General features: G+C 66.7%; 28 protein-coding genes. 16 read left to right on the top strand and 12 right to left on the bottom strand.

Annotation, left to right across the window (positions count from 1 at the left end; translation table 11 throughout):
- Positions 1-3 precede the first annotated feature (3 nt).
- The 6 genes from DD559_RS18460 (at position 4) to DD559_RS18435 (ending at position 5553) form a co-directional block, all read left to right on the top strand.
- A complete protein-coding gene (locus DD559_RS18460; protein WP_116470461.1) occupies positions 4-642 on the top strand; it encodes a phosphoribosylanthranilate isomerase in 639 nt (212 codons plus the stop codon).
- Positions 639-1868 (top strand): tryptophan synthase subunit beta, encoded by a 1230-nt coding sequence (trpB, locus tag DD559_RS18455; protein ID WP_116470460.1) that lies wholly within the window; start codon positions 639-641, stop codon positions 1866-1868. The genes DD559_RS18460 and trpB overlap by 4 nt, the downstream gene beginning before the upstream one ends.
- On the top strand, positions 1865-2677 hold the full coding sequence (trpA, locus tag DD559_RS18450) for a tryptophan synthase subunit alpha (protein WP_116470459.1): 813 nt from the start codon (positions 1865-1867) through the stop codon (positions 2675-2677). The genes trpB and trpA overlap by 4 nt, the downstream gene beginning before the upstream one ends.
- Positions 2674-3534: an acetyl-CoA carboxylase, carboxyltransferase subunit beta gene (gene accD / locus DD559_RS18445; protein WP_116470458.1), complete on the top strand. Its 861-nt coding sequence runs from the start codon at positions 2674-2676 to the stop codon at positions 3532-3534. Before trpA ends, accD begins: the two co-directional genes overlap by 4 nt.
- A 193-nt stretch (positions 3535-3727) precedes the next feature.
- Entirely contained in the window at positions 3728-5044 is a 1317-nt protein-coding gene (locus DD559_RS18440) for a bifunctional folylpolyglutamate synthase/dihydrofolate synthase (RefSeq protein WP_116470457.1), read from the top strand.
- Positions 5045-5121: 77 nt separating this feature from the next.
- Positions 5122-5553: a DUF6628 family protein gene (locus tag DD559_RS18435; protein WP_116470456.1), complete on the top strand. Its 432-nt coding sequence runs from the start codon at positions 5122-5124 to the stop codon at positions 5551-5553.
- Here the strand turns inward: DD559_RS18435 and DD559_RS18430 are convergent.
- Genes DD559_RS18430 through DD559_RS18420 form a run of 3 tightly spaced genes read right to left on the bottom strand, consistent with a single transcriptional unit; the run spans position 5550 to position 8565 of the window.
- Positions 5550-6800: an adenosylmethionine--8-amino-7-oxononanoate transaminase gene (locus tag DD559_RS18430; RefSeq protein WP_116470455.1), complete on the bottom strand. Its 1251-nt coding sequence runs from the start codon at positions 6798-6800 to the stop codon at positions 5550-5552. The two genes, DD559_RS18435 and DD559_RS18430, sit on opposite strands and share 4 nt — an antisense overlap.
- Entirely contained in the window at positions 6800-7426 is a 627-nt protein-coding gene (gene bioD, locus DD559_RS18425) for a dethiobiotin synthase (RefSeq protein WP_116470454.1), read from the bottom strand. The genes DD559_RS18430 and bioD overlap by 1 nt, the downstream gene beginning before the upstream one ends.
- Positions 7423-8565 carry an 8-amino-7-oxononanoate synthase gene (locus tag DD559_RS18420; RefSeq protein ID WP_116470453.1) on the bottom strand — a complete coding sequence of 381 codons (1143 nt, stop codon included), beginning with the start codon at positions 8563-8565 and terminating at the stop codon, positions 7423-7425. The genes bioD and DD559_RS18420 overlap by 4 nt, the downstream gene beginning before the upstream one ends.
- Positions 8566-8896: 331 nt before the next feature.
- Here DD559_RS18420 and DD559_RS18415 point away from each other — a divergent pair, with 331 nt between their 5' ends.
- Positions 8897-10267, top strand: coding sequence for a class II 3-deoxy-7-phosphoheptulonate synthase (locus tag DD559_RS18415; protein WP_206364590.1), 1371 nt, complete (start codon positions 8897-8899; stop codon positions 10265-10267).
- Between the two features lie 22 nt (positions 10268-10289).
- Here the strand turns inward: DD559_RS18415 and DD559_RS18410 are convergent, their stop codons facing one another.
- Both DD559_RS18410 and DD559_RS18405 read right to left on the bottom strand, forming a co-directional pair.
- Positions 10290-10937: a PilZ domain-containing protein gene (locus tag DD559_RS18410; protein WP_240610332.1), complete on the bottom strand. Its 648-nt coding sequence runs from the start codon at positions 10935-10937 to the stop codon at positions 10290-10292.
- 96 nt (positions 10938-11033) lie between these two features.
- Positions 11034-11513: a DUF488 domain-containing protein gene (locus DD559_RS18405; protein WP_116470450.1), complete on the bottom strand. Its 480-nt coding sequence runs from the start codon at positions 11511-11513 to the stop codon at positions 11034-11036.
- Positions 11514-11692: 179 nt separating this feature from the next.
- Between DD559_RS18405 and DD559_RS18400 the strand changes: the two genes are divergently transcribed.
- The 3 genes from DD559_RS18400 to trmFO are packed head-to-tail and all read left to right on the top strand — an operon-like array spanning position 11693 to position 14595.
- Positions 11693-12178, top strand: a complete 486-nt coding sequence (locus DD559_RS18400) for a GbsR/MarR family transcriptional regulator (protein WP_116471025.1) — start codon at positions 11693-11695, stop codon at positions 12176-12178.
- A complete protein-coding gene (locus DD559_RS18395; protein ID WP_240610331.1) occupies positions 12147-13226 on the top strand; it encodes an SRPBCC family protein in 1080 nt (359 codons plus the stop codon). The genes DD559_RS18400 and DD559_RS18395 overlap by 32 nt, the downstream gene beginning before the upstream one ends.
- 52 nt (positions 13227-13278) lie before the next feature.
- Positions 13279-14595: a methylenetetrahydrofolate--tRNA-(uracil(54)-C(5))-methyltransferase (FADH(2)-oxidizing) TrmFO gene (gene trmFO / locus DD559_RS18390; RefSeq protein ID WP_116470448.1), complete on the top strand. Its 1317-nt coding sequence runs from the start codon at positions 13279-13281 to the stop codon at positions 14593-14595.
- Positions 14596-14605: 10 nt separating this feature from the next.
- Here the strand turns inward: trmFO and DD559_RS18385 are convergent, their stop codons facing one another.
- From DD559_RS18385 to eno, 6 genes are all read right to left on the bottom strand, one after another.
- Positions 14606-15103, bottom strand: coding sequence for an EF-hand domain-containing protein (locus DD559_RS18385; RefSeq protein WP_116470447.1), 498 nt, complete (start codon positions 15101-15103; stop codon positions 14606-14608).
- Between the two features lie 57 nt (positions 15104-15160).
- Positions 15161-15838: a squalene/phytoene synthase family protein gene (locus tag DD559_RS18380; protein ID WP_116470446.1), complete on the bottom strand. Its 678-nt coding sequence runs from the start codon at positions 15836-15838 to the stop codon at positions 15161-15163.
- Between the two features lie 111 nt (positions 15839-15949).
- On the bottom strand, positions 15950-17335 hold the full coding sequence (locus tag DD559_RS18375) for a pyruvate dehydrogenase complex E1 component subunit beta (RefSeq protein WP_116470445.1): 1386 nt from the start codon (positions 17333-17335) through the stop codon (positions 15950-15952).
- 1 nt (position 17336) lies between these two features.
- Positions 17337-18386: a pyruvate dehydrogenase (acetyl-transferring) E1 component subunit alpha gene (gene pdhA / locus DD559_RS18370; protein WP_019367919.1), complete on the bottom strand. Its 1050-nt coding sequence runs from the start codon at positions 18384-18386 to the stop codon at positions 17337-17339.
- Positions 18387-18532: 146 nt separating this feature from the next.
- Positions 18533-18853 (bottom strand): FtsB family cell division protein, encoded by a 321-nt coding sequence (locus tag DD559_RS18365; RefSeq protein ID WP_116470444.1) that lies wholly within the window; start codon positions 18851-18853, stop codon positions 18533-18535.
- A gap of 57 nt (positions 18854-18910) precedes the next feature.
- Positions 18911-20191 (bottom strand): phosphopyruvate hydratase, encoded by a 1281-nt coding sequence (eno, locus tag DD559_RS18360; RefSeq protein ID WP_116470443.1) that lies wholly within the window; start codon positions 20189-20191, stop codon positions 18911-18913.
- Between the two features lie 113 nt (positions 20192-20304).
- Here eno and DD559_RS18355 point away from each other — a divergent pair, with 113 nt between their 5' ends.
- The 6 genes from DD559_RS18355 (at position 20305) to DD559_RS18330 (ending at position 23424) form a co-directional block, all read left to right on the top strand.
- Positions 20305-20874 (top strand): hypothetical protein, encoded by a 570-nt coding sequence (locus DD559_RS18355; protein WP_116470442.1) that lies wholly within the window; start codon positions 20305-20307, stop codon positions 20872-20874.
- 18 nt (positions 20875-20892) lie between these two features.
- On the top strand, positions 20893-21234 hold the full coding sequence (locus DD559_RS18350; protein ID WP_116470441.1) for a phage holin family protein: 342 nt from the start codon (positions 20893-20895) through the stop codon (positions 21232-21234).
- Positions 21231-21560: a DUF3618 domain-containing protein gene (locus DD559_RS18345; protein ID WP_116470440.1), complete on the top strand. Its 330-nt coding sequence runs from the start codon at positions 21231-21233 to the stop codon at positions 21558-21560. The genes DD559_RS18350 and DD559_RS18345 overlap by 4 nt, the downstream gene beginning before the upstream one ends.
- 4 nt (positions 21561-21564) lie before the next feature.
- The gene (locus DD559_RS18340) at positions 21565-21870 is read left to right on the top strand and encodes a hypothetical protein (protein WP_116470439.1); all 306 of its coding nucleotides are present in this window, start codon (positions 21565-21567) and stop codon (positions 21868-21870) included.
- A gap of 75 nt (positions 21871-21945) precedes the next feature.
- On the top strand, positions 21946-22173 hold the full coding sequence (locus DD559_RS18335; protein WP_116470438.1) for a DUF4170 domain-containing protein: 228 nt from the start codon (positions 21946-21948) through the stop codon (positions 22171-22173).
- 240 nt (positions 22174-22413) lie between these two features.
- Positions 22414-23424 (top strand): glycoside hydrolase family 43 protein, encoded by a 1011-nt coding sequence (locus DD559_RS18330; protein WP_116470437.1) that lies wholly within the window; start codon positions 22414-22416, stop codon positions 23422-23424.
- A gap of 612 nt (positions 23425-24036) precedes the next feature.
- Here DD559_RS18330 and DD559_RS18320 read toward each other — a convergent pair.
- A complete protein-coding gene (locus DD559_RS18320) occupies positions 24037-25614 on the bottom strand; it encodes a S10 family peptidase (RefSeq protein ID WP_116470436.1) in 1578 nt (525 codons plus the stop codon).
- Positions 25615-25654 lie beyond the last annotated feature (40 nt).

The following is a 25654-nucleotide window of genomic DNA, read 5'->3' as shown; positions in this document are numbered from 1 at the left end:
ACCATGCCCGCAACCGCGAAAATCTGTGGCCTGTCCACCCCCGAGACGCTCGACGCCGCCGTGGCTGGCGGGGCGAGCCATATCGGTTTCGTCTTCTTCCCGCCTAGCCCGCGGCACCTCTCGTTCGAAAAGGCACAGGGGCTTGCCGCACGGGTGCCGGGGCGGGTCGCGCGCGTCGGTGTGTTCGTCGATCCCGACGACGGCTTCCTCGATGCCGCCCTTGCCGCCGGACGTCTCGACGTGCTCCAGCTCCACAAGGTGACGCCCGAGCGTGCCGCCGCGGTGAAGGCCCGCACCGGTCGCGAGACCTGGGCGGCACTGGCGGTAAAGACTCGTGCCGATCTCGTCCCCGCCGCCGGTTTCCGCGGTGCGGCCGATCGGCTGCTCTACGACGCCAAGGCCCCCGAGGGCGCCAAGGTGCCCGGCGGCACCGGGCTGCGCTTCGACTGGACCCTGCTCGACGGCTTTGCCCACCCCCTGCCCTGGATCCTCTCCGGCGGGCTCGACGCGGGCAATGTCGGCGAGGCGATCCGCGTCACCGGTGCCCGGCTGGTGGATGTCTCTTCGGGCATAGAAAGCGCCCCGGGCATCAAGGATGTGGACAAGATCGCCGCTTTCCTTAAAGCCGTGGCCCGATCATGAACGCACCAAACTCCTTCCGCGCCCAGCCTGACGACCGCGGGCATTTCGGCCAGTTCGGCGGACGCTTCGTCGCCGAGACGCTGATGCCGCTGATCCTAGACCTGGAGCGCGAATACATCGCCGCCAAGGCCGATCCCGCCTTCCAGGCCGAGTTCGACGACCTGCTCGAACATTATGTCGGCCGCCCCAGCCCGCTCTATTATGCCGAGCGGCTGACCGAGGCGCTGCGCGAAGGCGCGCCCGAGGGCATGGGCGCCGAGATCTGGTTCAAGCGCGACGAACTCAACCACACCGGCGCACACAAGATTAACAATTGCATCGGCCAGATCCTGCTCGCCCGCCGCATGGGCAAGACGCGGATCATCGCCGAGACCGGCGCGGGCCAGCACGGCGTGGCGACCGCCACCGTCTGCGCGCGCTTCGGCCTGCCCTGCGTTATCTATATGGGCGCGACCGACGTGGCGCGGCAGCAGCCCAACGTGTTCCGCATGAAGCTTCTCGGCGCCGAGGTGGTGCCGGTCACGAGCGGCGCGGCGACGCTCAAGGATGCGATGAACGAGGGCCTGCGCGACTGGGTCGCCAACGTCCACGACACCTTCTACATCATCGGCACCGCCGCCGGCCCGCACCCCTATCCCGAGCTGGTCCGCGACTTCCAGTCGGTGATCGGCCGCGAGGCGCGCGAGCAGATGCTCAAGCGCACCGGCAAACTGCCCGACATGCTGGTCGCCGCGATCGGCGGTGGCTCCAACGCGATCGGGCTGTTCCACCCGTTCCTCGACGATGCCAGTGTGCAGATGCTCGGCGTCGAGGCCGCGGGCGAAGGGCTCGACAAGCGCCACGCCGCCAGCCTCGCCGGCGGCGCGCCGGGCATTCTCCACGGCAACCGCACCTATCTGCTGCAGGACGAGGACGGCCAGATCACCGAGGCGCACTCGATCTCGGCGGGGCTCGACTATCCGGGCATCGGGCCGGAACACGCCTGGCTGCGCGACATCGGCCGCGTGGAATATACCGCGGTGACCGACACCGAGGCGCTCGACGCCTTCCAGCTGCTCTGCCGCACCGAGGGTATCATCCCGGCGCTGGAGCCTAGCCACGCCATCGCCGCGGTGGCCAAGGTCGCCCGCACCATGCCGCGCGACAAGGTGATCCTCGCCAATCTCTGCGGTCGCGGCGACAAGGACATCTTCACCGTCGCAGAAGCGCTGGGAGTGCAGATGTGACCCGGCTCGCCAGCGCCTTTACCCGCGCCGCCGATCAGGGCCACGCCGCGCTGGTGACCTTCGTCACCGCCGGCGATCCCGCGCCGAACGCCACAGCCGCGATCCTCGACGCGCTGGTCGCGGGTGGGGCCGACGTGATCGAGCTGGGCATGCCGTTCACCGATCCGATGGCAGACGGCCCGGCGATCCAGGCCGCGAACCTGCGCAGCCTCGCCGCCGGCACCACCACGGCGGACGTGCTCGCCATCGCCACCGCGTTCCGCGCACGCCACCCGGAGGTGCCGATGGTGCTGATGGGCTATGCCAATCCGATGACCCGCCGTGGCCCCGAATGGTTTGCGAGCGCCGCGCGCGATGCCGGTGCCGACGGCGTGATCTGCGTCGACATCCCCGCCGAGGAAGACGACAGCCTGGGCGAAGCGCTCCGCGCCGCCGGGATCGGCAATGTCCGCCTCGCCACGCCGACCACCGACGCCGCCCGCCTGCCGGCGGTGCTGGAGGGCGCTTCGGGGTTCCTCTATTATGTCTCGGTCGCCGGGATCACCGGGCTGCAACAGGCCGCCACCGCCTCGATCGAGGCGGCGGTTGCTCGCCTCAAGGCGGCGACCGACCTGCCGATCGCGGTGGGCTTCGGCGTCCGCACCCCCGAACAGGCTGCCGCCATCGGCCGCGTTGCCGATGGTGTGGTCGTCGGCAGCGCGATCGTCGAACTGGTCGGCCGCCACGGCGCGGATGCGGCCGAGCCGGTTCGCACCTATATCGAGTCGCTGAAGACGGCGCTGGTCGCCGCACGCAAGGAAGTCGCATGAGCTGGATTTCGCGCGTCCGTAACGCGCTCGCCTATGTCACCACCCGTGGCGAGGAGAGCCCCGACAATCTCTGGCACAAGTGCAAGGGATGCGGACAGATGGTCTTCATGAAGGAGTTCGAGGAGAACCAGAACGTTTGCCCGCATTGCGACTTCCATGACCGCATCGGCGCCGCCAAGCGCTTTGAGCAGCTGTTCGATAACGGCAGCTTCAATCTGCTGCCGAGCCCGAAGGTAGCCGAAGACCCGCTGAAGTTCCGCGACTCCAAGCCCTACACCGCACGCATCAAGGCGGCGCGGGCGAGCACCGGCGAGCAGGACGCGTTCCAGAATGCCAGCGGCACGATCCATAGCCACAAGGCAGTGATCGGCGTGCAGGACTTCGCCTTCATGGGCGGATCGATGGGCCAGGCGGTGGGCGAGGCGTTCATCGCCGGCGTCGAGACCGCGATCGCCGCACGGGCGCCGTACATCGTGTTCACCGCCTCGGGCGGCGCGCGGATGCAGGAGGGCATTCTCAGCCTCATGCAGATGCCGCGCACCACCGTGGCGATCGAGATGCTCCACGATGCGGGCCTGCCGTACATCGTCGTGCTGACCGATCCGACCTCGGGCGGGGTGATGGCGGCCTATGCGATGCTGGGCGACGTCCAGATCGCCGAGCCGGGCGCGACGCTCGCCTTCACCGGGCGGCGCGTGATCGAGAACACGATCCGCGAAAAGCTGCCCGACGATTTCCAGACCAGCGAATATTATCGCGATCACGGCCTGGTCGACATGGTGACGCACCGCCGCGACCTGCGTGACACGCTGGGCCAGCTGATCGGCCTGCTCTGCGAGGCCCACGCGGCCGCTTGAACCTGCCTAAGCCCCTCCCCTTCAGGCGCATCAGGTCGGCCATGCCCCCGGCATGGCCTGAACAGCGCGGGGCGCTGTTCACCTGATGCGGGGTTGGGGTGGGGCCGTGTCTCACCGAGACCAACAAACGTTCTGGAATCCCTCCACCCCCAAACCCCTCCTCCAAGGAGAAGGGGCTTAATTTAAAAGCGACATGCCCGACTTCGCGCGCTCCACCGATCCCGCCGTGCAGGCCCAGCTCGACCGGCTGACCCTGCTCTCCCCCGGCGCCGACATCCTCGGCCTCGACCGCATCACCCGGCTGCTGGAGCGCGTCGGCAACCCGCATCTCCGCTTGCCGCCGGTGCTCCACGTCGCCGGCACCAACGGCAAGGGCTCGACTTGCGCCTTCCTCCGCGCCGCCCTCGAAGCCGCAGGCCTGCGCGTCCATGTCTATTCCAGCCCGCACCTCGTCCGCTTCAACGAGCGGATCCGCCTTGCCGGCACGCTGATCGACGATGCGACCCTCGCCCCGCTGCTCGCCGAGGTGCTGGACGCCGGCGGCGATATCGGCGCGAGCTTCTTCGAGGTGACCACCGCCGCCGCCTTCCTCGCGTTCTCGCGCACGCCTGCCGATGCCTGCGTGATCGAGGTCGGCCTCGGCGGGCGACTGGATGCCACCAATGTCGTGCCGGCGCCGATCGCGACCGCCATCGCCCAGCTCGGCATCGACCATCAGGCATTTCTCGGCGACACGCTGCCGCAGATCGCCCGGGAAAAGGCGGGCATCGCCAAGCCCGGCGTGCCGATGGTGACGATGCGCTACGATGCCGAGATCGCCGCCGTGGTCGCTGCCGCGGGCGCGCCGGTTTACGCCCAGGGCACCGCCTGGAACTATGCTGTGGAGGACGATCGTCTCACCTATCGCGACGCCGAGGGAACGATCGAGACGCCGCTCCCTGCTCTGTCGGGTCAACACCAGCCGGGCAATCTCGCACTCGCCCTCGCCATGCTCCGGCACCAGACCACGCTCGCCATTCCAGACTCGGCCCTTGCCGCCGCTGCAACCCGCGCGCGCTGGCCGGCGCGGATGCAGCGGCTGGCTGCCGGCCCGCTTACCGCATTGCTCCCGGAGGGCACCGCCGTCTGGCTCGACGGCGGGCACAATGCCGCCGCCGGTGCAGCGATCGCCGAAACGGTAGCGAGCGTGGCCGGGGATCGGCCGTGTCACCTCATCCTCGGCATGCTCGCCAACAAGGATCCGGAAGGCCTGCTGGCGGGCCTCGCACCGAGGCTTGCCAGCGCCGTGACGGTGCCCATTCCCGGTCACGCGCACCATGCGCCCGAGGATCTCGCCGCACGTGTCCGCGGGCTCGGCGTCGCGGAGGTGACGACGGCTGCGGAGGTACCGGCCGCCCTTGAGGTGCTGTGCGGAAAGATCGGGGCGGGGCCCCCCGCCGCCGTGCTCATCCTCGGCTCGCTCTATCTCGCCGGCGTCGTGCTGGAGGCGAACGACGAATTGCCCGACTGATCGCACATTGCGGCTTATTGCGATTGACTATTAATAACAGAACGGCATGATCCTCCCGACGCCCATCGGAGAATCACATGCAGCCGTCCGTCCAGACCCTCGTCACCGCCCTGCCCCAGCTCCAGCCCGAGGATCCGGGCGTGCGGCTGCTGCTGTTCGGCGTCCGCCAGACCGGCGCAAACGGGCTCCACGATGCGAGCACCGCGCACGCCTTCCTCGTCGCGTTCGGCAAGGCGTTCCGCCGGCCGCTGATGCTGCTGCGCGCGCTGATGCACGAAATGTCGGGCATGGCGACCGGCCCGGTGCAGATCGCCCCGTGGTGCTGCCCGCGGATGACCGCCTCCGAAGCAGCCCTGATCGGCGCGCTCGGCAAGGTCCGCACCAACCCGCAGGGCGCGGCATTGTTGCTCGCCGACCTGATCGGCGTGCGGGACGCGACCGGCCTGCTGCCGACCGCCCACGCGCTCGCCCAGAGCTTCGCCGACCTCGCGCTACCGCTGGAAGGTTAGCCGGGCGCATCAAGAAAGGCGGGTATCAGCTTCCAGATCTGGTCCAGTTGCTCGCAGGTAATGCTATAGGGCGGCATCACATAGACTGTGTTACCCAGCGGACGCAGCAACACGCCGTGTGCGCGTGCGAATGCCATCAGCCGCGGAGCGATCGCGGAGAGGTAGCCGCTCTCCGGTTGCTCTATTTCCAGTGCCGCGATGGTGCCGAGCCGGCGATGGTTCACCAACCCCGGCACACCGGCCAGTCGATCGAGCGCCGCCTGCTGCCACTGGCCCAGCCGCGCGATGCGATCGAGCACCGGCTCTTCCCGCCAGATGGCGAGATTGGCGACCGCAGCCGCGCAGGCGATCGGATTAGCCGTATAACTCGAAGAGTGGAAGAACATCCGCGCCCGATCCTCGGACCAGTGCGCCTCGAAGATCGGCGCGGACGCCAGCGTCACCGCCAGCGGGATCGCGCCGCCGGTAATGCCCTTAGACAGGCACAGGATATCCGGCACCACGCCCGCCTGTTCGCAGGCGGTGAGCGTGCCGGTGCGGCCCCAGCCGGTCATCACTTCGTCGGCGATGAACAGCACCCCGTGCCGCGCGCAGACCGCCGCCATCTCGGCGAGCAGCGCGGGCGTGTAGAACAACATGCCCCCCGCCCCCAGCACCAGCGGCTCGACGATGAACGCGGCCGCACCGGCGCGGCATTCCGCCTCCAGCGCGTCGAGTGTTGCCTGCTCGGCGCCCGCGCCGGGAAAGGGAATGGTGCCGACATCGAACAGCAGCGGCTGGTAGGGCCGGTTGAACACCCCGCGCGCGCCGACCGACATGCCGCCGATCGTGTCGCCATGATAGCTGTGCTCCAGGACGAGGATCCGGCTCCGGTCCGCCTGCCCGCGATGGTGCCAATAGCCGAGCGCCATCTTGAGCGCGACTTCCACCGCGGTGGAGCCGCTATCGCTGAAGAAGACATGTTCGAGCGCTTCCGGCAGGATTTCCCGCAGCCCGGCAGCGAGCGTTTCGGCGGGCGCGTGCGTCCAGCCGGCGAAGATGATCTGGTCCAGCTTGCCCGCCTGCTCGGCGATCGCGGCCATGATGCGCGGGTTGCAATGGCCGTGCGTCGTCACCCACCAGGACGAGATCGCGTCGATGAAGCTGCGACCATCGGCGGTGTGGATCAGCGCGTCTTTCGCGTGGTCCACCATCGGGATCGGCTCGCCCAGACCGTGCTGGGTGAAGGGATGCCAGACCGAGGACATCAGGCGAAGTCCGCGCGATCGAAGGCGTCGGCAAAGGCGCCGGCCAGTGCAGCCGGCGTCAGATCGGGCAGCATCGGCAGCCGGCCGAGTCGCTTGACCTTGCCGATCGCGGCGATGGTCGCCTCGCTGTCCTCCACCGCGTCGCCGACAAAGGCGATGCCGTGGATCGGCACGCCGCGCGCGCGCAGCGCCTCGATCGAGAGCAGGCTGTGGTTGATCGTGCCGAGCGCGGTGCGCGCCACCAGGATCACCGGCTTGCCCCAGCGCGCGAACATGTCGGCATAGAGGATCTCGCGGGTCACCGGCACCAGCGCGCCGCCGGCGCCTTCCACCACCAGCGGGCCGTCCACCTGCGGCAGAGCAAGCCGCGCGGGATCGATCGTCACGCCGTCGATCTCGGCCGCGCGGTGCGGCGAGCAGGGGGTGACGAGGCGATACGCCTCGGGAAGGATATTTGCGCCCGGCAGGCCGGATAGCGCCGCGATCGACTCGCTGTCGCTGCCGTCGTCCAGGCCGCTCTGGATCGGCTTCCAATAATGCGCGCCGAGTGCGCCGGCGAGGGCCGCGGCGAACACGGTCTTGCCGATGCCGGTGTCGGTACCGGTGACGATCGAGGTCTGGGTCATGCTGCGGCCGTTTCGGTTGCGGAAATCAGGGTGGCGAGCCGATCCGCCAGGGCGGCGATATCGGCCAGCGTGACATTGTTGGTGATCGAGATGCGCAGGCGCGAGGTGCCCGCAGGGACCGTCGGCGGGCGGATGCCGCGCACGTCGAAGCCGCTTTCCTGCAGCAGGCCGGCCACGGTCATGGTGCGGACGTCGTCGCCCAGGATCAGCGGCAGCACCTGGCTGGGGCCGTCAAGAACGCCGAGTGGCCCCAGCGCCGCGCGTGCTGTACGAACGCGATCGAACAGGGCCCTACGCAATGCATCGCCCTCTCCCACGATCCGCAGCGCGGCGCGCACGGCCGCCGCCATCAGCGGCGACGGCGCGGTCGAGAAGATGAACGCCCGGCCGCGATTGACGAGGAAGTCGCGCACCACTGCTGGGCCGGTCACCAGCGCACCCTCGCAGCCCAGTGCCTTGCCGCAGGTGTGGAGCGTGATGAGGTTCCCCGTCGGCAAGCCATATGCCAGCCCCTGCCCCTGCGGCCCGTAGACGCCGGTGGCGTGCGCTTCGTCGACCAGCAGGATCGCGTCCTCGGCCGCTGCCAGCGCCGAGAGCTCGGCGAGCGGCGCGAGATCGCCGTCCATGCTGTACAGGCTCTCGACCGCGATCCACACGCGCCCCGCCCCGCCCGCCCGGCGCCAGTCGGCAATGGCGGCGGCGAAGGCGGCGACATCGTTATGCGCCGCCTGCCGCGTTTCCGCCCGACCGAGCCGCATCCCCTCATGGGCACTGGCGTGGACGAGTTCGTCGAACAGCACCAGGTCGCCCCGCTGCGGCAGGGTACCGAGCAGCGCGGCATTGGCTGCATAGCCGCTGGAGAAATAGAGCGCCGACTCGCGTCCGAAGAACGCGGCGGCGTCGGCCTCCAGCGCCTCGTGCTCGGTTTGATTGCCGCGCAGCAGCCGCGATCCACCCGAGCCGATCGGCACGCCCCGCGCCAGCGCCGCCACCACGGCCTCGCGCAACGCCGGCGAGTCGGCGAGGCCGAGATAGTCGTTCGAGGCGAAATCGGCGCCTTCGCGCCCGATCAATCGCCGTCCCCTCCCACGCGCCGCCAACTCGGCCAGATCGCGCGCCTGTGCGTCGAAATAGTGCATCGCCAGCGCCCGCTACACCTGCCGCCCGCCGCAGGCAATCGAGCCGACGCGTTACCCCGACAGGGTAAGAAAACGCTTGCATCCATTTACCCCAGCCGGGTAAGGGGCCGGCATGACGACGTTAGCCGGTTCCAAAATCCGCCACTATCGCGAGGAGCGCACGCTCACCCGCGCCGCCTTCGGTGCCTGGTTCGATACGCCGGGCTCCACCGTGCAGGGCTGGGAGACGGACGGCAAACGCGCCAATACCAAGGTGATGAACCAGATTGCGGCGATGGGAATCGCCGATCATGCGGACTGGCACGTCGCCGTCCGCAACGTGGAGAGTGCAATGGCAAGCTGGACCCCCGATAGCTGGACGCGCGCCGAAGCGCGCCAGATGCCGCAATATCCGGACAAGGGCGCGCTCGACGCGGCCACCCGGCAGCTGAGCAGCTATCCGCCGCTGGTCTTTGCCGGCGAGGCGCGCGAGCTGACCGGTTCGCTCGCCAAGGTGGCGCGCGGCGAGGCCTTCCTGCTCCAGGGCGGCGACTGCGCCGAGAGCTTCGCCGAGTTCCACCCGAACAACATCCGCGACACCTTCCGCGTCATCCTGCAGATGGCGGTCGTCCTCACCTTCGCCTCGAAGCTGCCGACGGTGAAGCTCGGCCGCATGGCCGGCCAGTTCGCCAAGCCGCGTTCGGCCGATACCGAGGTGATCGACGGTGTCGAGCTGCCCAGCTATCGCGGCGACAATGTCAACGACATCGCCTTCACGCCCGAAGCGCGGATCCCCGATCCCGCGCGGATGGTGCAGGGCTACAGCCAGTCGGCGGCGACGCTCAACCTGCTGCGCGCCTTTGCCGGCGGCGGCTATGCGAACCTGCACCAGGTCCATAAATGGACGCTCGACTTCATGGGCAAGAGCCCCTGGTCGGCCAAGTTCGCCGATGTCGCGGACCGGATCGGCGAGGCGCTCGACTTCATGGAGGCGTGCGGGATCAACCCCGATACCGTGCCGCAGCTCAAGGGCACCGATTTCTACACCAGCCACGAGGCGCTGCTGCTCCCCTATGAGCAGGCGCTCACCCGGCAGGACAGCCTGACCGGCGACTGGTACGACACCTCGGCGCACTTCCTGTGGATCGGCGACCGCACCCGCTTCGAAGGCTCGGCACATGTCGAGTTCCTGCGCGGCATCGGCAACCCGATCGGCATGAAGTGCGGGCCCAGCCTGGAGCCCGATGCGCTGCTGCGGCTGCTCGACACGCTCAACCCGGGCCGAGTGGCCGGGCGAATGACGCTGATCACCCGCTACGGCCATGACAAGATCGAGGCGGGCCTGCCCAAGCTGGTCCGCGCGGTGAAGCGCGAGGGCCATCCGGTGGTGTGGAGCTGCGACCCGATGCACGGCAATGTCGTCAAGGCGGCGAACGGCTACAAGACGCGGCCGTTCGACCGGATCCTCGCCGAGGTGCGCGGCTTCTTCGCCGTCCACCGCGCCGAGGGCACCTTCGCCGGCGGCATCCATGCCGAGATGACCGGGCAGAATGTGACCGAATGCACCGGCGGCGCGATCGCGATCACCGAACAGGGCCTCGCCGATCGCTATCACACGCATTGCGACCCGCGCCTCAACGCGGGGCAGAGCCTGGAGCTGGCGTTCCTGCTGGCGGAAATGCTGAACGAAGAAATGGCCGAACGCCGCAAGGCTGCGGCCTGAAGGTTGCTCCCGCGGGCGCTGTTCAGCCGAGCAGCGCCCGCACCAAGGCAAGTACGCCCCAGCCGATCGCGAAGACGAATACCCAGGCCAGGAAGGCACTCACCACGATTGCCGCAACGCGGGCTCGGATGGGCAGACGATCCTCGTCCATCGCCCGATTGGTGCCCGCATCGACTCCCGTCGCCTGGGGAGTCGGCAGCGGCGTTTTCGGGAACGCAATCGGGCTGGCAGCAGGTGCGGAAACGGCGGTGTGGAGATCTTCCTTGCTCAGCGGGACGATGAACTCGCAGCCGTAAATGCCCTCGTCACCCCAAACCACGCGCGCTTCGCGCGTGCCGAGGCCGGCAACGCCAAGGGCAATCTTGTCCCCCACCGCCATCTGGGCGCCAGCGACAACACGAAACCCGCCCGGCGATACATCCTCGATAACGACGTCCAGCGGCGCCCATGCCGAGTCGCGCAAAGTCGCTTCGAGTTCCACCTGGTGGCGTTCGGTCCAACGACCGTCCTGATAGAGTCGCGCTGCAATGCCCATCTTGCGCTCCAATGAAGTGCGTGATGCGATGCTCTGCGCCCGAGGGGGTTTCGGTTGCGTAAACGCCCGCCCTTCAAACCACCAATTTACGACGATAACCCGTTTAAATCCAACATAGGCCGGTCCGATCTGCATCAGATCGCAAGAAACAGACACGCGCCTGCAACATCCACCGCGCAAGGCCAGTGCGTCGACGCGGCCCATTCCCCCTTCGCGTCGACTCTCCCCGAACTACGGGGCAGTGGATTCGTCTGCTGCCCCGGCCTTTTTCGGCGGCATGCCGGCGATCAGATCCTCCACCGCCGCGCCCTGGCTTTCGGCAGCAAGCAGCAGTGTCCGGTGGCAATGACACGGATCGCGTTCGTAGCAGAGAAGGGCACTTGGCCTTTCGGCTGCCAGCGCCCGCATCCGCCCCGCCGCGGCCTGCGCTTCGGGAAGCCCAAGCTGGAGATCATACACCGCCCGCAACGTCGCGACGTCACCCCGTTTTGCGGCATCCCTGCCCCGCTTGGGTGTGCCCAACGCCTTCAGATGCACATAGTCTATCCCGGCTTCGGCAAGACTGGCAGCCAGTGTCGACTTCGAGAAGCCAGGGCGACGCGACAACGGCAACGCCCGCACATCGATGATCCGTGTCACGCCAGCACCCTGCAGCGTCGCTAGAAACTCCGCCATCGTGGTGCCCTCATAGCCGATCGTGAAAATCTTCATCGCAAATGCTCCTAGCCGACAATGCAGGAACGATCCTTCGTCGCAACGGCAACGCCCTGGATTGGAAACTCCTTGACGACAGCGCCAATTCCGGTAATTTCTGAACTTACAGAAATTAAGGAAGCGCCGTGATCAGCGACCAACCCGATGCCAAGGCGTTCATCCTCCATTGGGGGGAGATGGGCACCCATTGGGGCGTCAACCGATCGGTCGCGCAGATCCATGCACTGCTCTACTTGTCGGCCACGCCATTGCCGGCGGAAGACATTGCCGAAGCGCTGGGGCTGGCGCGCTCTAACATCTCGACCGCGCTTAAGGAACTGCTGGCCTATGCCATCATCCGGCGTGTCCACATCGAAGGCGATCGGCGCGATCACTTCGTCGCGGAAACCGATCTGTGGGAACTGCTGCTGCGCATCGCAGCCGAGCGGAAGCGCCGCGAGATCGATCCGACGCTTGCGTTGCTTGCCGAACTGTCCGGCCGGCTTGCGAAAGACGAGAAGGCGCCGGAGCATTTGCGGGAACGCATCACAAGGATGCACGAATTCATCCACACGCTCACCAACTGGTACGATCAGATGCGCCAGTTGCCCAAGCCGACACTGGTTACACTGATGAAGCTGGGCGGCAAGATTGCCTGCTTCTTGCCCGCCAAGCGGGCCTGAGTGCCCCATAGACGTACCGAAAGGAATAACCAAGATGACGGATGTCGTATCACGTCGCCGGGCGGCGGCGATACGGATCGTGTGCGCACTTGCCGCAGGGCTCGCCTTCTGTCTTGCGGTGTACCTGGTGCTGTCGGCAGCCAATCCAAACGGATTGATCAGCTTTTCGTTTCTGGTGATCCTGCCCGCGGCATCGACCGCGTTCATCTTAGGTCTTGCCGATCCGTTCCGCGAACGCTCCCGGGGTTTCTACGTGTGGACGGTCCCCCTCACGCTGCTGGCGGCGATAGTCTCGGTGTCGATGCTGTTTCTGTACGAGGGGCTGTTGTGCATCATCATGCTGGCGCCGATCTGGCTGGCACTCAGTTTGGCCGGCGGTTTACTCGCATGGCGGTGTTTCGGCCGGCGCGACGATCCGGCGGGCCAGGCGCTGCGATCCAGTGTTCTGCTGCTTGTGCCGCTATTGACGATGCAGGCAGAGCCCTTTGTGCCCCTGCCGGTGGAGGAAGCGTCGGTTAGCCGTTCTATCGTTATCGCCGCCGATCCTTCGGCAATCTGGCCGCTGGCAAAGGGTGTCGGCTCGATCCTGCCAACAGAAGGCCGCTGGAATCTCTCGCAGGACATCATCCGCCTTCCCCGCCCCGTCAGCGCGCACCTAGTGGGCAACGGCCTGGGCGCGATCCGCTATGTCCGCTGGCAGCAAGGTCTGTCTTTCAAGGAAGTCGTGACCGACTGGCAGCCCGCTCGGCGCCTTTGGTGGCGATTCCGCTTCGACAAAAGCGAAATGGATGGTTGGAAGCTACAGGATCGGCACTTGATGCCCGACAGCACCTATTATCGGATCACCGATGGCGGCTATACGATGGAACGGCTTGGGCCAGGCCGAACGCGGCTGACTCTTACCACTCGCTATCGGGTCCGCACCCCGGTGAACGAATATGCCCGGATTTGGGGGGAGTTGTTCCTGGGCGACGTTTCCAGCAACGTCCTGGCCGTGATCGCCGAACGTGCGGAAGCGCCCGGCTTGGTCGCAGGGGTTGCACGATAAGCCATGGCGACTATGTCCCCCGCTTCCCCTATCGAAGAGTAGAAGCACGCCCATGCCCGGCCACGACATCCATATCATCGGCGGCGGCCTCGCCGGATCGGAAGCCGCCTGGCAGCTGGCACAGGCCGGATACAAGGTGCGCCTGTCCGAGATGCGCGGGTCGGGCGAGATGACGCCGGCACACCAGAGCGACCGGCTCGCCGAGCTGGTCTGCTCGAACAGCTTCCGCTCCGACGATGCCGACAGCAACGCGGTGGGCCTGCTGCATCAGGAGATGCGGACACTCGGCTCGCTGATCCTGGCGCAGGGCGACATCCACAAGGTACCCGCCGGCTCGGCGCTCGCGGTCGACCGCGACGGGTTCGCAGACGGCGTCACTGCTGCGCTTTCGGCACATCCCAACATCACCATCGTCCGAGAGCGCGTCGACCAGCTACCAACGGAGGGCCGCACGATCGTGGCGACGGGTCCGCTCACCGCGCCGGGCCTGGCCGACAGCATCGGCCAGGCGACGGGCAAGGACAGCCTCGCCTTTTTCGACGCGATCGCACCGATCGTCCATCGCGACTCGATCGACATGGAAACCGCCTGGTTCCAGAGCCGGTGGAACAAGGGTTCGGGCAAGGATTACATCAACTGCCCCATGTCCAAGGAACAGTATCTGGCGTTCCATGCCGCGCTGATGGCCGGCGAGAAGACCGAGTTCCGCGAGTGGGAGAATGTTCCCTATTTCGAAGGGTGCATGCCGATCGAGGTGATGGCGGAACGCGGGGTGGATACGCTCCGCTACGGCCCGATGAAGGGCGTCGGGCTCGATGATCCGCGCACCGGGCGCTGGCCCTATGCCGTGGTGCAGCTGCGGCAGGACAATGCCAGCGGCACCTTGTGGAACATGGTCGGCTTCCAGACCAAGCTCAAATATGCCGAGCAGGTCCGCCTGTTCCGCACCATTCCCGGCCTGGAAAATGCCGAGTTCGCGCGGCTGGGCGGGCTGCACCGCAACACCTTCCTCAAATCACCCGAACTGCTTGATGGGACGCTGCGCCTGAAAAGCGCGCCGCATGTCCGCTTCGCCGGCCAGATCACCGGATGCGAGGGCTATGTCGAAAGCGCGGCGATCGGGATGCTGGCCGGGCGGTTCGCCGCCGCCGAAATTGCGGGTCAGACGCTGGCGCCGCCGCCCCGTGAGACGGCGCTGGGCGCCTTGCTCGCGCACATTACCGGCGAGGCGGAGGCAGAGACCTATCAGCCAATGAACGTCAATTTCGGCCTGTTCCCGCCGATAGAAGGCCGCACCAAGAAGGCGGATCGCAAGCGGATGTACACCGATCGTGCCCGCGCCGCGATGCAGGACTGGCTGGCCGCCTGAGGCTGCCGGCCTATTTGTCTTCGTCGTCGCCGGCCTTGGCGGCAGACTCCGCCGGTGGAGCGGCCTTGCCACAAGCGCATCGGGGGGTTGCTGGGCGACGTTTCGGCGCGGTCGTGGCAAATTCGGCCCGGGTAAGGGTACCGGATTTGTCGGCATCCGCGCCGCCGAACCGATCGAACGCCTTCACCGCCCATTCCTCGAAGCTCAACCGCCCGTCGCCATTGGTATCCAGCCTGGCAAAGGCCTTGCGGCGCGCGGCAAAATATTCGTCGCGGCTGATCGCGTCGTTACGATCCTTGTCGTAGCGATCGAAGCGCTTCTGCTCGCGGGTCTTCGCATCGGCTTCCGGCACCACCTCCGGCAGCGGCGATGCGGCTGCGCTCGCATTGCCCAGCGGAAAGGCCGTGGCGGTTAGCTTCGGGCCAACCGCGGCTCCTCCGCGCAGGAGGAGAAATCCCCCAAGCCCCAGCAACAGCGCCGCGAGGGCGCCCACCCCATATCGCCACATTTCCAGCCTCCCCCGAGACGGGCGAAGATTATGTCGTCGTCGGCGCTTCGCCAAGCGTTATCGTCCGCTCAACCGATGCCAGAGCAGCCGTGCCACCCGGCCCGGCGCGCCGACCGGAACCGGCGCAGTCAGCGGCACCGCAAGATCCAGCCTCGCCCGGTGGACCAGCGCCCCCAGCGCCCGCCCATTGCGGCTCCACCGCACGCCGCTCGCCGCCGCCAACAGCGGCCGTGCCATCGCTCGCGCGGCTTCGGCCTCCGTGCCGTCGCCAAGGTGCCGGGCAAGATCGGCCAGCGCCCATCCTTGCCCCCCCTGCTCCAGCGGATCGCCCTCCCCCGCCGCCAGCGCGATCCCGGCTGCCCGGAACAGGCTGCCCCGCCCGGTTGCGAAGCGCGTCAGCGCGAGCGTATCCAGCGCCTCCTCCACCTCGACCAGGACTTCCCAGCCATGCACGATGGGGACCAGCGACTCGCCGCGCACCCCCAGCGGCAACAGCGCGGTCGCCAGCCCCTGCAACACCGGTTCCGCCGGCGGCGGCGCACTATCCAGCTTAGCCAGCGACTCGCGCCACCAGGCGAGGCGAAGCTGCCCCACCGCCGGCTGCGAGGTTGTCCGCAGCAGCTGCGCCAGCGCATCGTCCAGTGCCAGCAGTGCCGCCAGCGCCGCACGCCCGGCGGCAGGCGCATAGGTGAGGATCAGGGGTCGTTCGGGATCTTGGGTCGAGGGCTCGGTCACCCCGCCCCTCTATGACCTGCGGGCGACCGACGAAAGAGCGCGTTCAAAAAGAGAAAGCCCGCCCGACACGGGGTCGGGCGGGCCATCTCGGTTTCGCTTGGGAAGCGAAGATCAGCGATAGGTGACCTTCTTGACGACCGCGACCGCCTTGTCGGCAGTCACCATCGCGAGCTTTTCGAGGTTCGCGGCATAGGGCAGCGGCACGTCTTCGTTGGTAACGCGCAGCACCGGCGCGTCGAGGTCGTCGAAGCCCTCTTCCATCACGAACGCGGCGACTTCCGACGCGATCGAGCAGACCGGCCAGCCTTCCTCGACCACCACAATGCGGTTGGTCTTCTTCAGGCTCTCCAGCACCGTCTGCTTGTCGAGCGGACGCAGCGTGCGCAGATCGATCACCTCGGCATCGATGCCCTCGCCCGCCAGCTTCTCGGCGGCTTCCAGCGCCACGCCCACGCCGATCGAATAGCTGACCAGGGTCACGTCCTTGCCTTCGCGCACGATCCGGGCCTTGCCGATCGGCAGGACGTAATCGTCGAGCTTGGGCACCTCGAAGCTGCGGCCGTACATCAGCTCGTTCTCGAGGAACACGACCGGATCCTGACTGCGGATCGCCGCCTTGAGCAGGCCCTTGGCATCGGCCGAGTCATAGGGCGCGATCACGATCAGGCCGGGGACGCTGGCATACCAGGGCGCATAGTTCTGGCTGTGCTGCGCGCCGACGCGGCTCGCCGAGCCGTTGGGGCCACGGAACACGATCGGGCAGCGCATCTGGCCGCCGGACATATAGTTGGTCTTGGCCGCCGAGTTGATGATGTGGTCGATCGCCTGCATGGCGAAGTTGAACGTCATGAACTCGATGATCGGCTTCAGGCCGCCCATCGCCGCGCCGGTGCCGACGCCGGCAAAGCCGTATTCGGTGATCGGCGTGTCGATGACGCGCTTGGGGCCGAATTCGTCGAGCAGGCCCTGGGTCACCTTATAGGCGCCCTGATATTCGGCGACTTCCTCGCCCATCACGAAGATGCGCGGATCGGCGCGCATTTCCTCGGCCATCGCGTCGCGCAGCGCTTCGCGGACCGTGGTCTTCACCATCTCGGTGCCGGCGGGCACCTGCGGATCGGCAGGACGGGTCTTCTCGACTGCGGCGGTCAGCTGGGCGGTGCCGGTTTCGGGGGCCTTTTCGGGCGCCGGCGGGGTCGGCTCGGCCTGCTGGCTGGCGGGGGCCGGTGCGGCGGCGGCCGAGGACGCATCCTCGCCCTCGCCCGCGATCATCGCGATCACGGTGCCGACCTTCACGTTATCCGTGCCTTCGGCGACCAGGATCTTGGCGATCGTGCCTTCGTCGACGGCTTCGAATTCCATCGTCGCCTTGTCGGTCTCGATCTCGGCGAGGATGTCGCCGGACTTCACGACATCGCCTTCCTTGACGAGCCACTTGGCGAGCGTGCCCTCTTCCATGGTCGGCGAGAGCGCCGGCATCTTGAGTTCGATCGCCATCTCAGTAGGTCTCCACCAGTACGTCGGTATAGAGTTCGGCCGGATCGGGCTCCGGCGTCTGTTCGGCGAAGTCCGCCGATTCATTCACGATCTTGCGGATCTCGGCCTCGAGCGGCTTGAGCTGCTCTTCGGTGACGCCCATCGTCTCGAGCTCGCGCTTGACCGCCTCGATCGGGTCCGACTTGTCGCGGACCGACTGGACTTCCTCGCGGCTGCGATACTTGGCCGGATCGGACATCGAGTGGCCGCGATAGCGATAGGTCTTCATCTCGAGGATGATCGGGCCCTTGCCGGCGCGCACCCAGGCGAGCGCCTCTTCGGCGGCACCGCGGCAGGCGAGCACGTCCATGCCGTCCACCTGGATGCCCGGGATGCGGAAGCTCTCGCCGCGCTTGTACAGCTGGTCTTCGGCCGAGGAGCGGTTGACGCTGGTGCCCATGGCGTACTGGTTGTTCTCGATCACGTAGATGATCGGGAGCTTCCACAGCTCGGCCATGTTGAACGATTCGTACACCTGGCCCTGGTTCGCGGCGCCGTCGCCGAAATAGGCCATGGCGACGCCGCCATCCTCGTTATACTTGTGCGCGAAGGCGAGGCCGGTGCCGAGCGAGACCTGCGCGCCGACGATGCCGTGGCCGCCGTAGAACTTCTTCTCGGTCGAGAACATGTGCATCGAGCCGCCCTTGCCGCGCGAGATACCCGCGCCGCGGCCGGTCAGCTCGGCCATGATCACCTTGGGGTCGATACCGTAGGCGAGCATGTGGCCATGGTCGCGATAGCCGGTGATCACCGAGTCCTTCTCGCCGTCCAGCGCCGACTGCAGGCCGACTGCCACGGCTTCCTGGCCGATATACAGGTGGCAGAAGCCGCCGATGAAGCCGAGGCCATAGAGCTGGCCCGCCTTCTCTTCGAAGCGGCGGATCAGCAGCATCTGGCGGTAGAATTCGAGCAGCTGCTCCTTCGAGGCCTTGAACCGTTCCGGTTCGCTGGGCCGCTCGCGATTCGGTACGGCGGGTGGGGTCGGTGCGTTGCGTGCCGGTGCTTTGGCCACGATCAGATATTCCTCATCCGGGGAGGGGAAAGGCGGGTGCCTATACGCGCGTTCTTGCAAGGCTTGCAACCAACGCGCGGGTTCGGCCCACGTTCATCCGCACTAAGACGCTCCGCCGTGGCTGGCAACAGGTGCCGCTACGGCCGTCACTTCTTGTCGAGCGGGATGATCACTTCGTCGGGGCGGACGACGTTGAGCTGCTTGCGCGCCAGTTCGTCGACCATGTCGGGATCAGCGCCGTGCTTCGGATCGAGCAGATCGACTCGATTCTTCAGTTCGGCGCGCTTCTTCTCCAGCACCGCATATTCGCGCTGCTTGGTGGCAAGTTCCTGCCGAACCTGCTTGGCGGCGACGATCCCGTTGGGCCCCAGAACCGCGTTATAGGCGAAGAAGCCGATGGCGATCAGCGCCGCGGCGGGAAGCCCCGCGCGGCGCAGCAGCGTGGACATGGGCGAAGCGCGCTTCATGCCCGTGTTTTTCGCTGATCGATCGGCTCTTAGCAAGATTGCGGTTCCTACTGAGGGTCAGGCGCGGCGCAGCACCGAACGGCCGGCATAGACCGCCGCGTCGCCCAGCTCTTCCTCGATGCGGATCAGCTGGTTGTACTTGGCGAGCCGGTCCGAGCGCGCGAGGCTGCCGGTCTTGATCTGGCCGCAGTTGGTGGCGACCGCGAGATCGGCGATCGTCGCGTCCTCGGTCTCGCCCGAACGGTGCGACATCACCGCGGTGTAGGACGAACGCTGGGCGAGGCTGACCGCCTCCAGCGTCTCGGTCAGCGTGCCGATCTGGTTGACCTTGACGAGCAGCGAGTTGGCGAGGCCCTTCTCGATGCCCATGGCGAGACGCTCGGGGTTGGTCACGAACAGATCGTCGCCCACCAGTTGCACCTTGCCGCCGATCAGGTCGGTCAGTGCCTTCCAGCCCTCGAAATCGTCCTCGGCCATGCCGTCCTCGATCGAGAAGATCGGATAGTCGGCGGCGAGCTTGGCCAGGAACTCGGCGTTCTGGATCGAGGAGAGCGTCTTGCCCTCGCCCACCATCTTGTAGGCGCCGTCCCTGAAATACTCGGTGGCGGCGCAGTCGAGCGCGAGCATCACGTCGTCACCGGGCTTGTACCCGGCGGCTTCGATGCTGGTCATGATGAAGTCGAGCGCTTCGGTGGTCGACGCGATGTTCGGCGCGAAGCCGCCCTCGTCGCCCACGCCGGTCGCCAGGCCCTTCTCGCGCAGCTTCTTCTTCAGCGTGTGGAAGATTTCCGAACCGCAGCGCACCGCCTCGACGATGTTCTCGGCGCCGACCGGCACGATCATGAATTCCTGGAAGTCGATCGGGTTGTCGGCATGCTCGCCGCCGTTGATGATGTTCATCATCGGCACCGGCAGGACGTGCGCGTTGACGCCGCCGACATAGCGATAGAGCGGCAGCCCGCGCGCGTCGGCAGCGGCCTTGGCGGCGGCGAGGCTCACGCCCAGGATCGCGTTGGCGCCCAGGCGCCCCTTGTTGGCGGTGCCGTCCAGCTCGATCATGGTGCGGTCGAGATCGGCCTGGTCTTCGGCGTCGAGGCCGAGAACCGCCTCGGCAATCTCACCGTTCACCGCATCTACGGCGCCTTCGACGCCCTTGCCGAGCCAGCGGGACTTGTCGCCGTCGCGCTTTTCCACCGCCTCATGGGCACCGGTGGAGGCACCCGAGGGCACGGCGGCGCGGCCGAAGCTGCCATCGTCCAGCAGGACATCCACTTCCACCGTGGGGTTGCCACGGCTGTCGAGAATCTGGCGGGCGTGGACGTCGATGATTGCGGTCACGTCATGGTCTCCGTAACATGTCAGGAATGAGGCGCGCGGTGCCTCTAGCGGTTCGCAAGGGAACTCGCAAACGGGGCCGTTGTTGTTTCGACGAGCATGGAGGGTTTTTGATCATGGTAGACGAAACGACCAGCATCGCGGGCGATCCGCTCGCAGGCAACATGGGTGCCACCGGCGCAACCGGCAACGGCACCGAGGATTCGGGCGCCAAGCGCAGCGCGTCGGACACGATTCGCGAAGAAGCCGCGAAATATGCGGATCAGGCCAAGGAGCACATCCTCGGTTTTGCCGGAACCGGCAAGGAGCGCGCCACCACCGCGCTCGACGAAGTCGCGGAGATGATGCGCACGGCTGCCGGCGACGTAGATGCCAAGCTCGGCGAGCAATATGGCCAGTATGCGCGCACCGCCGCGGACGGGATCGCTGGCTTCGCCGAATCGCTGCGCAGCAAGGACGTGAACGAACTGCTCGAGGAAGCGACCGAGTTCGTGAAGAAGAGCCCGGCGATTGCCGTGGGTACGGCAGCCGCACTCGGCTTCGTGCTGGCCCGCGTGCTCAAGTCAGGCATCGAAGCAGCCGGCAACGAGGCGAAGCCCAGCGGCGACACACCGCCAGCCGAAGATCTCAAGGCCGAGCCCGCGGGCGTCGGCACGCCGGCGTCGCCCGGCACAACCCGGAACTAAGGACGGGCAGCACAGGGCATGGACGCCCCCCAGACGGAAGACGCCGGCATCGGTGCGCTGATCGGCCAGCTCACCGAGGACGCCAAGGACTATGCCCGTGCCGAGCTCGAATACTACAAGGCGCTGGCACGGGTTAAGGTCGCCGAATTGAAAGGCGCGGCGATTGCCGCCATGCTTGCGCTCGCGCTGGCGCTGGCGGCGGCGATCGGGTTGATCGTCGGCGCGATCCTTACGCTGGCAACACTGATCGGTCCCGGCTGGGCGACGCTAATCGTCGTGGGTATCAGCCTGGTCTTTGCGGCGCTGCTCGGCTGGGCGGCCGCGCGGGGCGTCCAGCGCGTGATGGGAGCGACGAAATGACGGTGCCGCGCGACCCGGATGCCGCCCGTGCCCGCGCTCGTACGGCACGCGACAAGCTGATGGCGACGGTCGGCACGCTGCAGGAGCGGCTGAAACCCGCCAATCTCGCCCAGGAAGCGGTGGAAAATGCCAAGCAGAGCGTGACCAGCATTGCTCGCGAAGGCACCCAGGCCGTGCGCCAGCGCCCCTGGCTCGCCGCCGCCGTGACGAGTGGCATCGGCTTGGTCCTTGCCCGTGGCTGGATCGTCGACATTTTCCGGAAGAACAAGCACGAAACCGCCGACCCGGCCAAGGGTTCGGCCTCCCAAGACCGCATAGAAGGATGATGCCATGAGCACCGAAACCGAAACCGGATCGCGCCTCGCCGAAAACCCCGCGCTGCTGCTCGCCGGCGGCGTTGCGGTGGGCGTGCTGATCGGCATGTTGCTGCCCCGCTTCGATCGTGAAAAGGCGGCGTTGGAGCCGATCGGCCGCAAGCTGGCCGATGGTGCCGCTGCCGCGGTGCAGGCGGCCAAGGAAAGCGGCCGCACACAAATCGAATCGCTGATCCCGAATAGCGACGCGACCAAGGAACGCGTCTCCGCGCTATTCGGCACGGTGATCGACGCCGCCAAGGACGCAACCGCAAAGCGGTGAGGCGCCTATAAGGGGTTGAGCGAGGTGCCGCAGTCCCGGTAAGGGCTGCGGCATCCCCCACCCCCAGGAGGCGCAATGAGCAAACTTCACCTGGTCTTCGGCGGCCGCGTTGCCGATCCGACGACCCTCGATTTCGTCGACCCGTCCAAGCTCGACGTGGTCGGCATCTTCCCCGATTATGCCAGCGCCGAAAAGGCATGGCGCGCCGCTGCCCAGCGCACAGTCGACGACGCCGAGATGCGCTATGTCGTCGTGCACCTGCACCGGATGCTCGATCCCGACTTGGAAGCCACCAAGAGCTGATCGGCCGAACGCCTCCCTGCCGCCCGGCACATTTTCTGAGACAAGGACGGCAGCGGAGCAGCGGCCACAAGGCGCAAGCGCGCTTTCCTACCGCCGCCGCCATGGGCGGCGCAATCGCGCGATGGTCGTAGTTGCCGGCACCGCTCCGCCCACGCCATAGTCCGCCGCTGGCGGCATGGCAGGCGCCCCTCGCGCGCAGGCGCGGGGACGCCTGCCGCCGAACGAAGAGGATGGCCTGGCATGATACGATCGATCCCCGCGTTGCTAGCCTTGGCAGCGGCTGGCTGGGTTGCTCCGGCCCACGCGCAGGCGCCGCGCGCCGCCGGATCGAATCCCATTGTGCGAGACAAGTTCACCGCCGATCCGGCGCCGCTGGTCGTGGGCGATCGCCTCTACCTCTATGTCGGCCATGACGAAGCGCAGCGGGACGAAATGTTCAACATGCGCGAATGGCTCGTCTATTCCACGACGGACATGCAGCACTGGACTGATCACGGCCCGATCATGAACGTCGCGGATTTCACATGGGCCAAGAAGGATGCCTGGGCGTCGCAGGCGATCGAGAAGAACGGCAAGTTCTATTTCTACGCCGCCGTCGAACATGACGGCAGCCACCCCGGAAAGGCGATCGGGGTTGCCGTTTCCGATACACCCACCGGCCCCTTCGTTGACGCGCGCGGATCGGCGCTGATCACCAACCAGATGACGCCGAAAGGAACCCATAGCTGGGAAGATATCGATCCCACGGTTCTTACCGATGACGACGGCACCACCTGGATCGCATGGGGCAACCGGCAGTGCTACATTGCCAAGCTCAAGCCCAACATGATCGAAATTGACGGGCCCATCCAGGAAATCACCCCGCCGAACTTCGAAGAGGGCCCGTGGCTGCACAAGCGTGGCGGGCTCTATTACCTCACCTATGCCTCGCTCGATCGCTCCCGCCACCGCGACGAGCGCGTTTCCTATGCGACTGCGCCGGCGATCACCGGACCATGGACCTATCGCGGAGAACTGACGGGATCGGGCAAATACAGCTTCACGATCCATCCCGGCATCGTGGCATTCAAGGGGAGCTGGTATGTGTTCCTGCACAATGCGGCGCTGGCGATCGGCGATCTCAACGGCGCCATTGGCCGCCGTGCGGTAACCGTGGAGTATCTCGAGTACAATGCCGACGGGACGATGAAGCCGGTGACGCAGACCGAAGCGGGTGTCTCCGCACCGCCGCCGCGGCAGCCCGGCCGCTGAGGGCCGCTGACTCTTCACTCCGCCGCGCTCCGGCGATTGGGCGCAGCCGCATTGCGGCGGATCCGGCGGCGACCTGCTCGCGCGAAACGATTTGGGTACGCTTCGTCCTGTATATCGGCAGATTGCGTGCCATCGGTAGCGGTATGGCGCGCCGACGCCCCACGCCAAGGCGACAATAGCGCAGTCCTGGCAGAGCGGATGCAGTTGCTGCAGGCGGTGCCTGCTCGACCTGCTGATGGTCCGTACCGGAACCAAGCTTCCGGCCAACGCTGCCCTGCCGTTCGAACGGCAGCTGGCAAACTAACTGTCGACGAGCGCATCCGCTATGCCGGGCTGATCGGCGAAGCTGTCGATGCCGGCACTGCCAGCTGGATGCTCGGCGCCCGCGTCTATCTATTCCCCGGGAGGCGACCATGCGGTGTTTCTATGCCGACGATCCCGATTGGGCGAAATCAGCATCGCCTGGACCGGAATTCCATTACAAATGGTACTTCGTCTTCCACCAGAATGGCGATGCGAGTGAAGCGGAGCGCGTGCGCTGCGATTAGGGCCCCATAGCCCATTCGCCGGCCCTTGGCGTAAACCCGCCGGGCCCAGGGCCGGCGCACGCGATCAGTTCTGCACCGCCTTGGCCGAGGGGGACCGGAGCGCCTCATCATACCAGGCGGCAAGATCCCGATGCATCTGGGGCATCGTCAAGGGGTTCAGATACACCATGTGGCCCGCGTCGTAATAAGTGAAGCGGATGTTCTTCTGAAGCTGCGGGTCGAGCAGCATATGGCTGACATCGAACTCGGCGCCGTAGAAAGGCGTGGCGAAGTCGTAATAGCCGTTCATGAACAGCACCTTCAGATACGGATTGGTCCGCATCGTATAGGCCAGGTCGACGGCGCTGTTCGGCGCGAGCTGCGTACCGCTGCCATCGGGCGTGCGGTGCTTCCAGTCCCAGTCGAAGCCGGGGCCTCGCGCGGTCATACGATAAGGCATGTCAGTCTTGTAGCCGAGCACGCGCGTCGCATAGTCTTGGAACGTCGCCACGAAGGCGCCGGTGACGGCGGTCGAAGCCGGATCGTCGGACGGGCTGTCGGCATTGGCGTCGGTGACGTTGAGCAGATAGCGCGAATCAAGCCGGCCCACCGCCTGGCGGCGATCGCGCAGCAGCTCGGTCTGGAAGCGCGGCAGGGTCAGGCGCAGGTCCGCGCGGAGGATATAGGCCTCGCTGATCCCGGTATATTCCGCCATCTTCTTGGCGATCGCGGCCTTCTCCTCGGCCGAGATGGTCGATCCCTTGGCCAGCGCCGCCGCATAGGGCCCGCTGGTGAAGGCACGCACCTCGCCCATGAAGGTCGGCAGATCGGCCGGGCGGTTCTGCAACCGGTTATGGTACCAAGCCGTCGCCGCCATGGTCGGGAACAGCGTGAGGAAATTCTGGTCGTAGCCCGGCTGGCGCACGCCATAGTTCATGATGGTGGAGAATTGGACCATGCCGTTGAGGCTCAGCCCCGCATCCTCCAGCTTGGCGGCGACGACCGGATTGCGCAGCGTCCCATAGCTCTCGCCGAACAGGAACTTCGGGCTCGGCCAGCGATCGAACTTGCTGGTGTAGCGCAGGATGGCGCGGGCGAATCCGTCCGCATCCTGGTCGACGCCCCAGAAGTCCTTGCCGGTTTTTTCGCCCAGCGGTCGCGACCAGCCGGCGCCGAGCGCGTCGATGAAGACGAGGTCGCTCTTGTCGATCAGCGAGTCCGGATTGGGTCCGAAGCCATAGGGTGCCGGGCGGATATATTCCGGGTTACCGGTAGTGACGCGTACCGGCGCGAAGCTGCCCATGTGCAGCCAGATCGTCGGCGAACCGGGTCCGCCATTGTAGAAGAAGGTAACCGGACGCGTGTCGCGTGCCGCGCCATCGCGGGTATAGGCGGTGTAGAAATAAGAGGCGGTCGGCTTGCCGTCATCGTCGCGGATGGTGAGCGTGCCGGCGGTAGCGGTATAGGCGATGCGCTGGCCGCCGACAGTGACCGCGGCGTGGCTGACCGCGCTGGCCTCTTCGACCGAAGGCTTGGACCAGGCCGCTTCGGCCTCCGCCTTCATCTGCTCGCGATGATCCGGACCCTTGGCCGCCGGCTTCTCCTGCGCCCAGACCGGGCTGGTGGTGGCGAGCAACAACGACAGCAAGGCAGCACGACGCATTCAAATCCCCCTATGTTCTTGGATCAGGGAGACTTTGTTA

Origin of the sequence: Sphingomonas pokkalii, from assembly GCF_003096275.1 — a bacterium.
Classification (GTDB): domain Bacteria; phylum Pseudomonadota; class Alphaproteobacteria; order Sphingomonadales; family Sphingomonadaceae; genus Sphingomonas; species Sphingomonas pokkalii.
The sequence above is the reverse complement of the archived record's forward strand: the minus strand, read 5'-3'. Positions and strand labels throughout refer to the sequence as shown.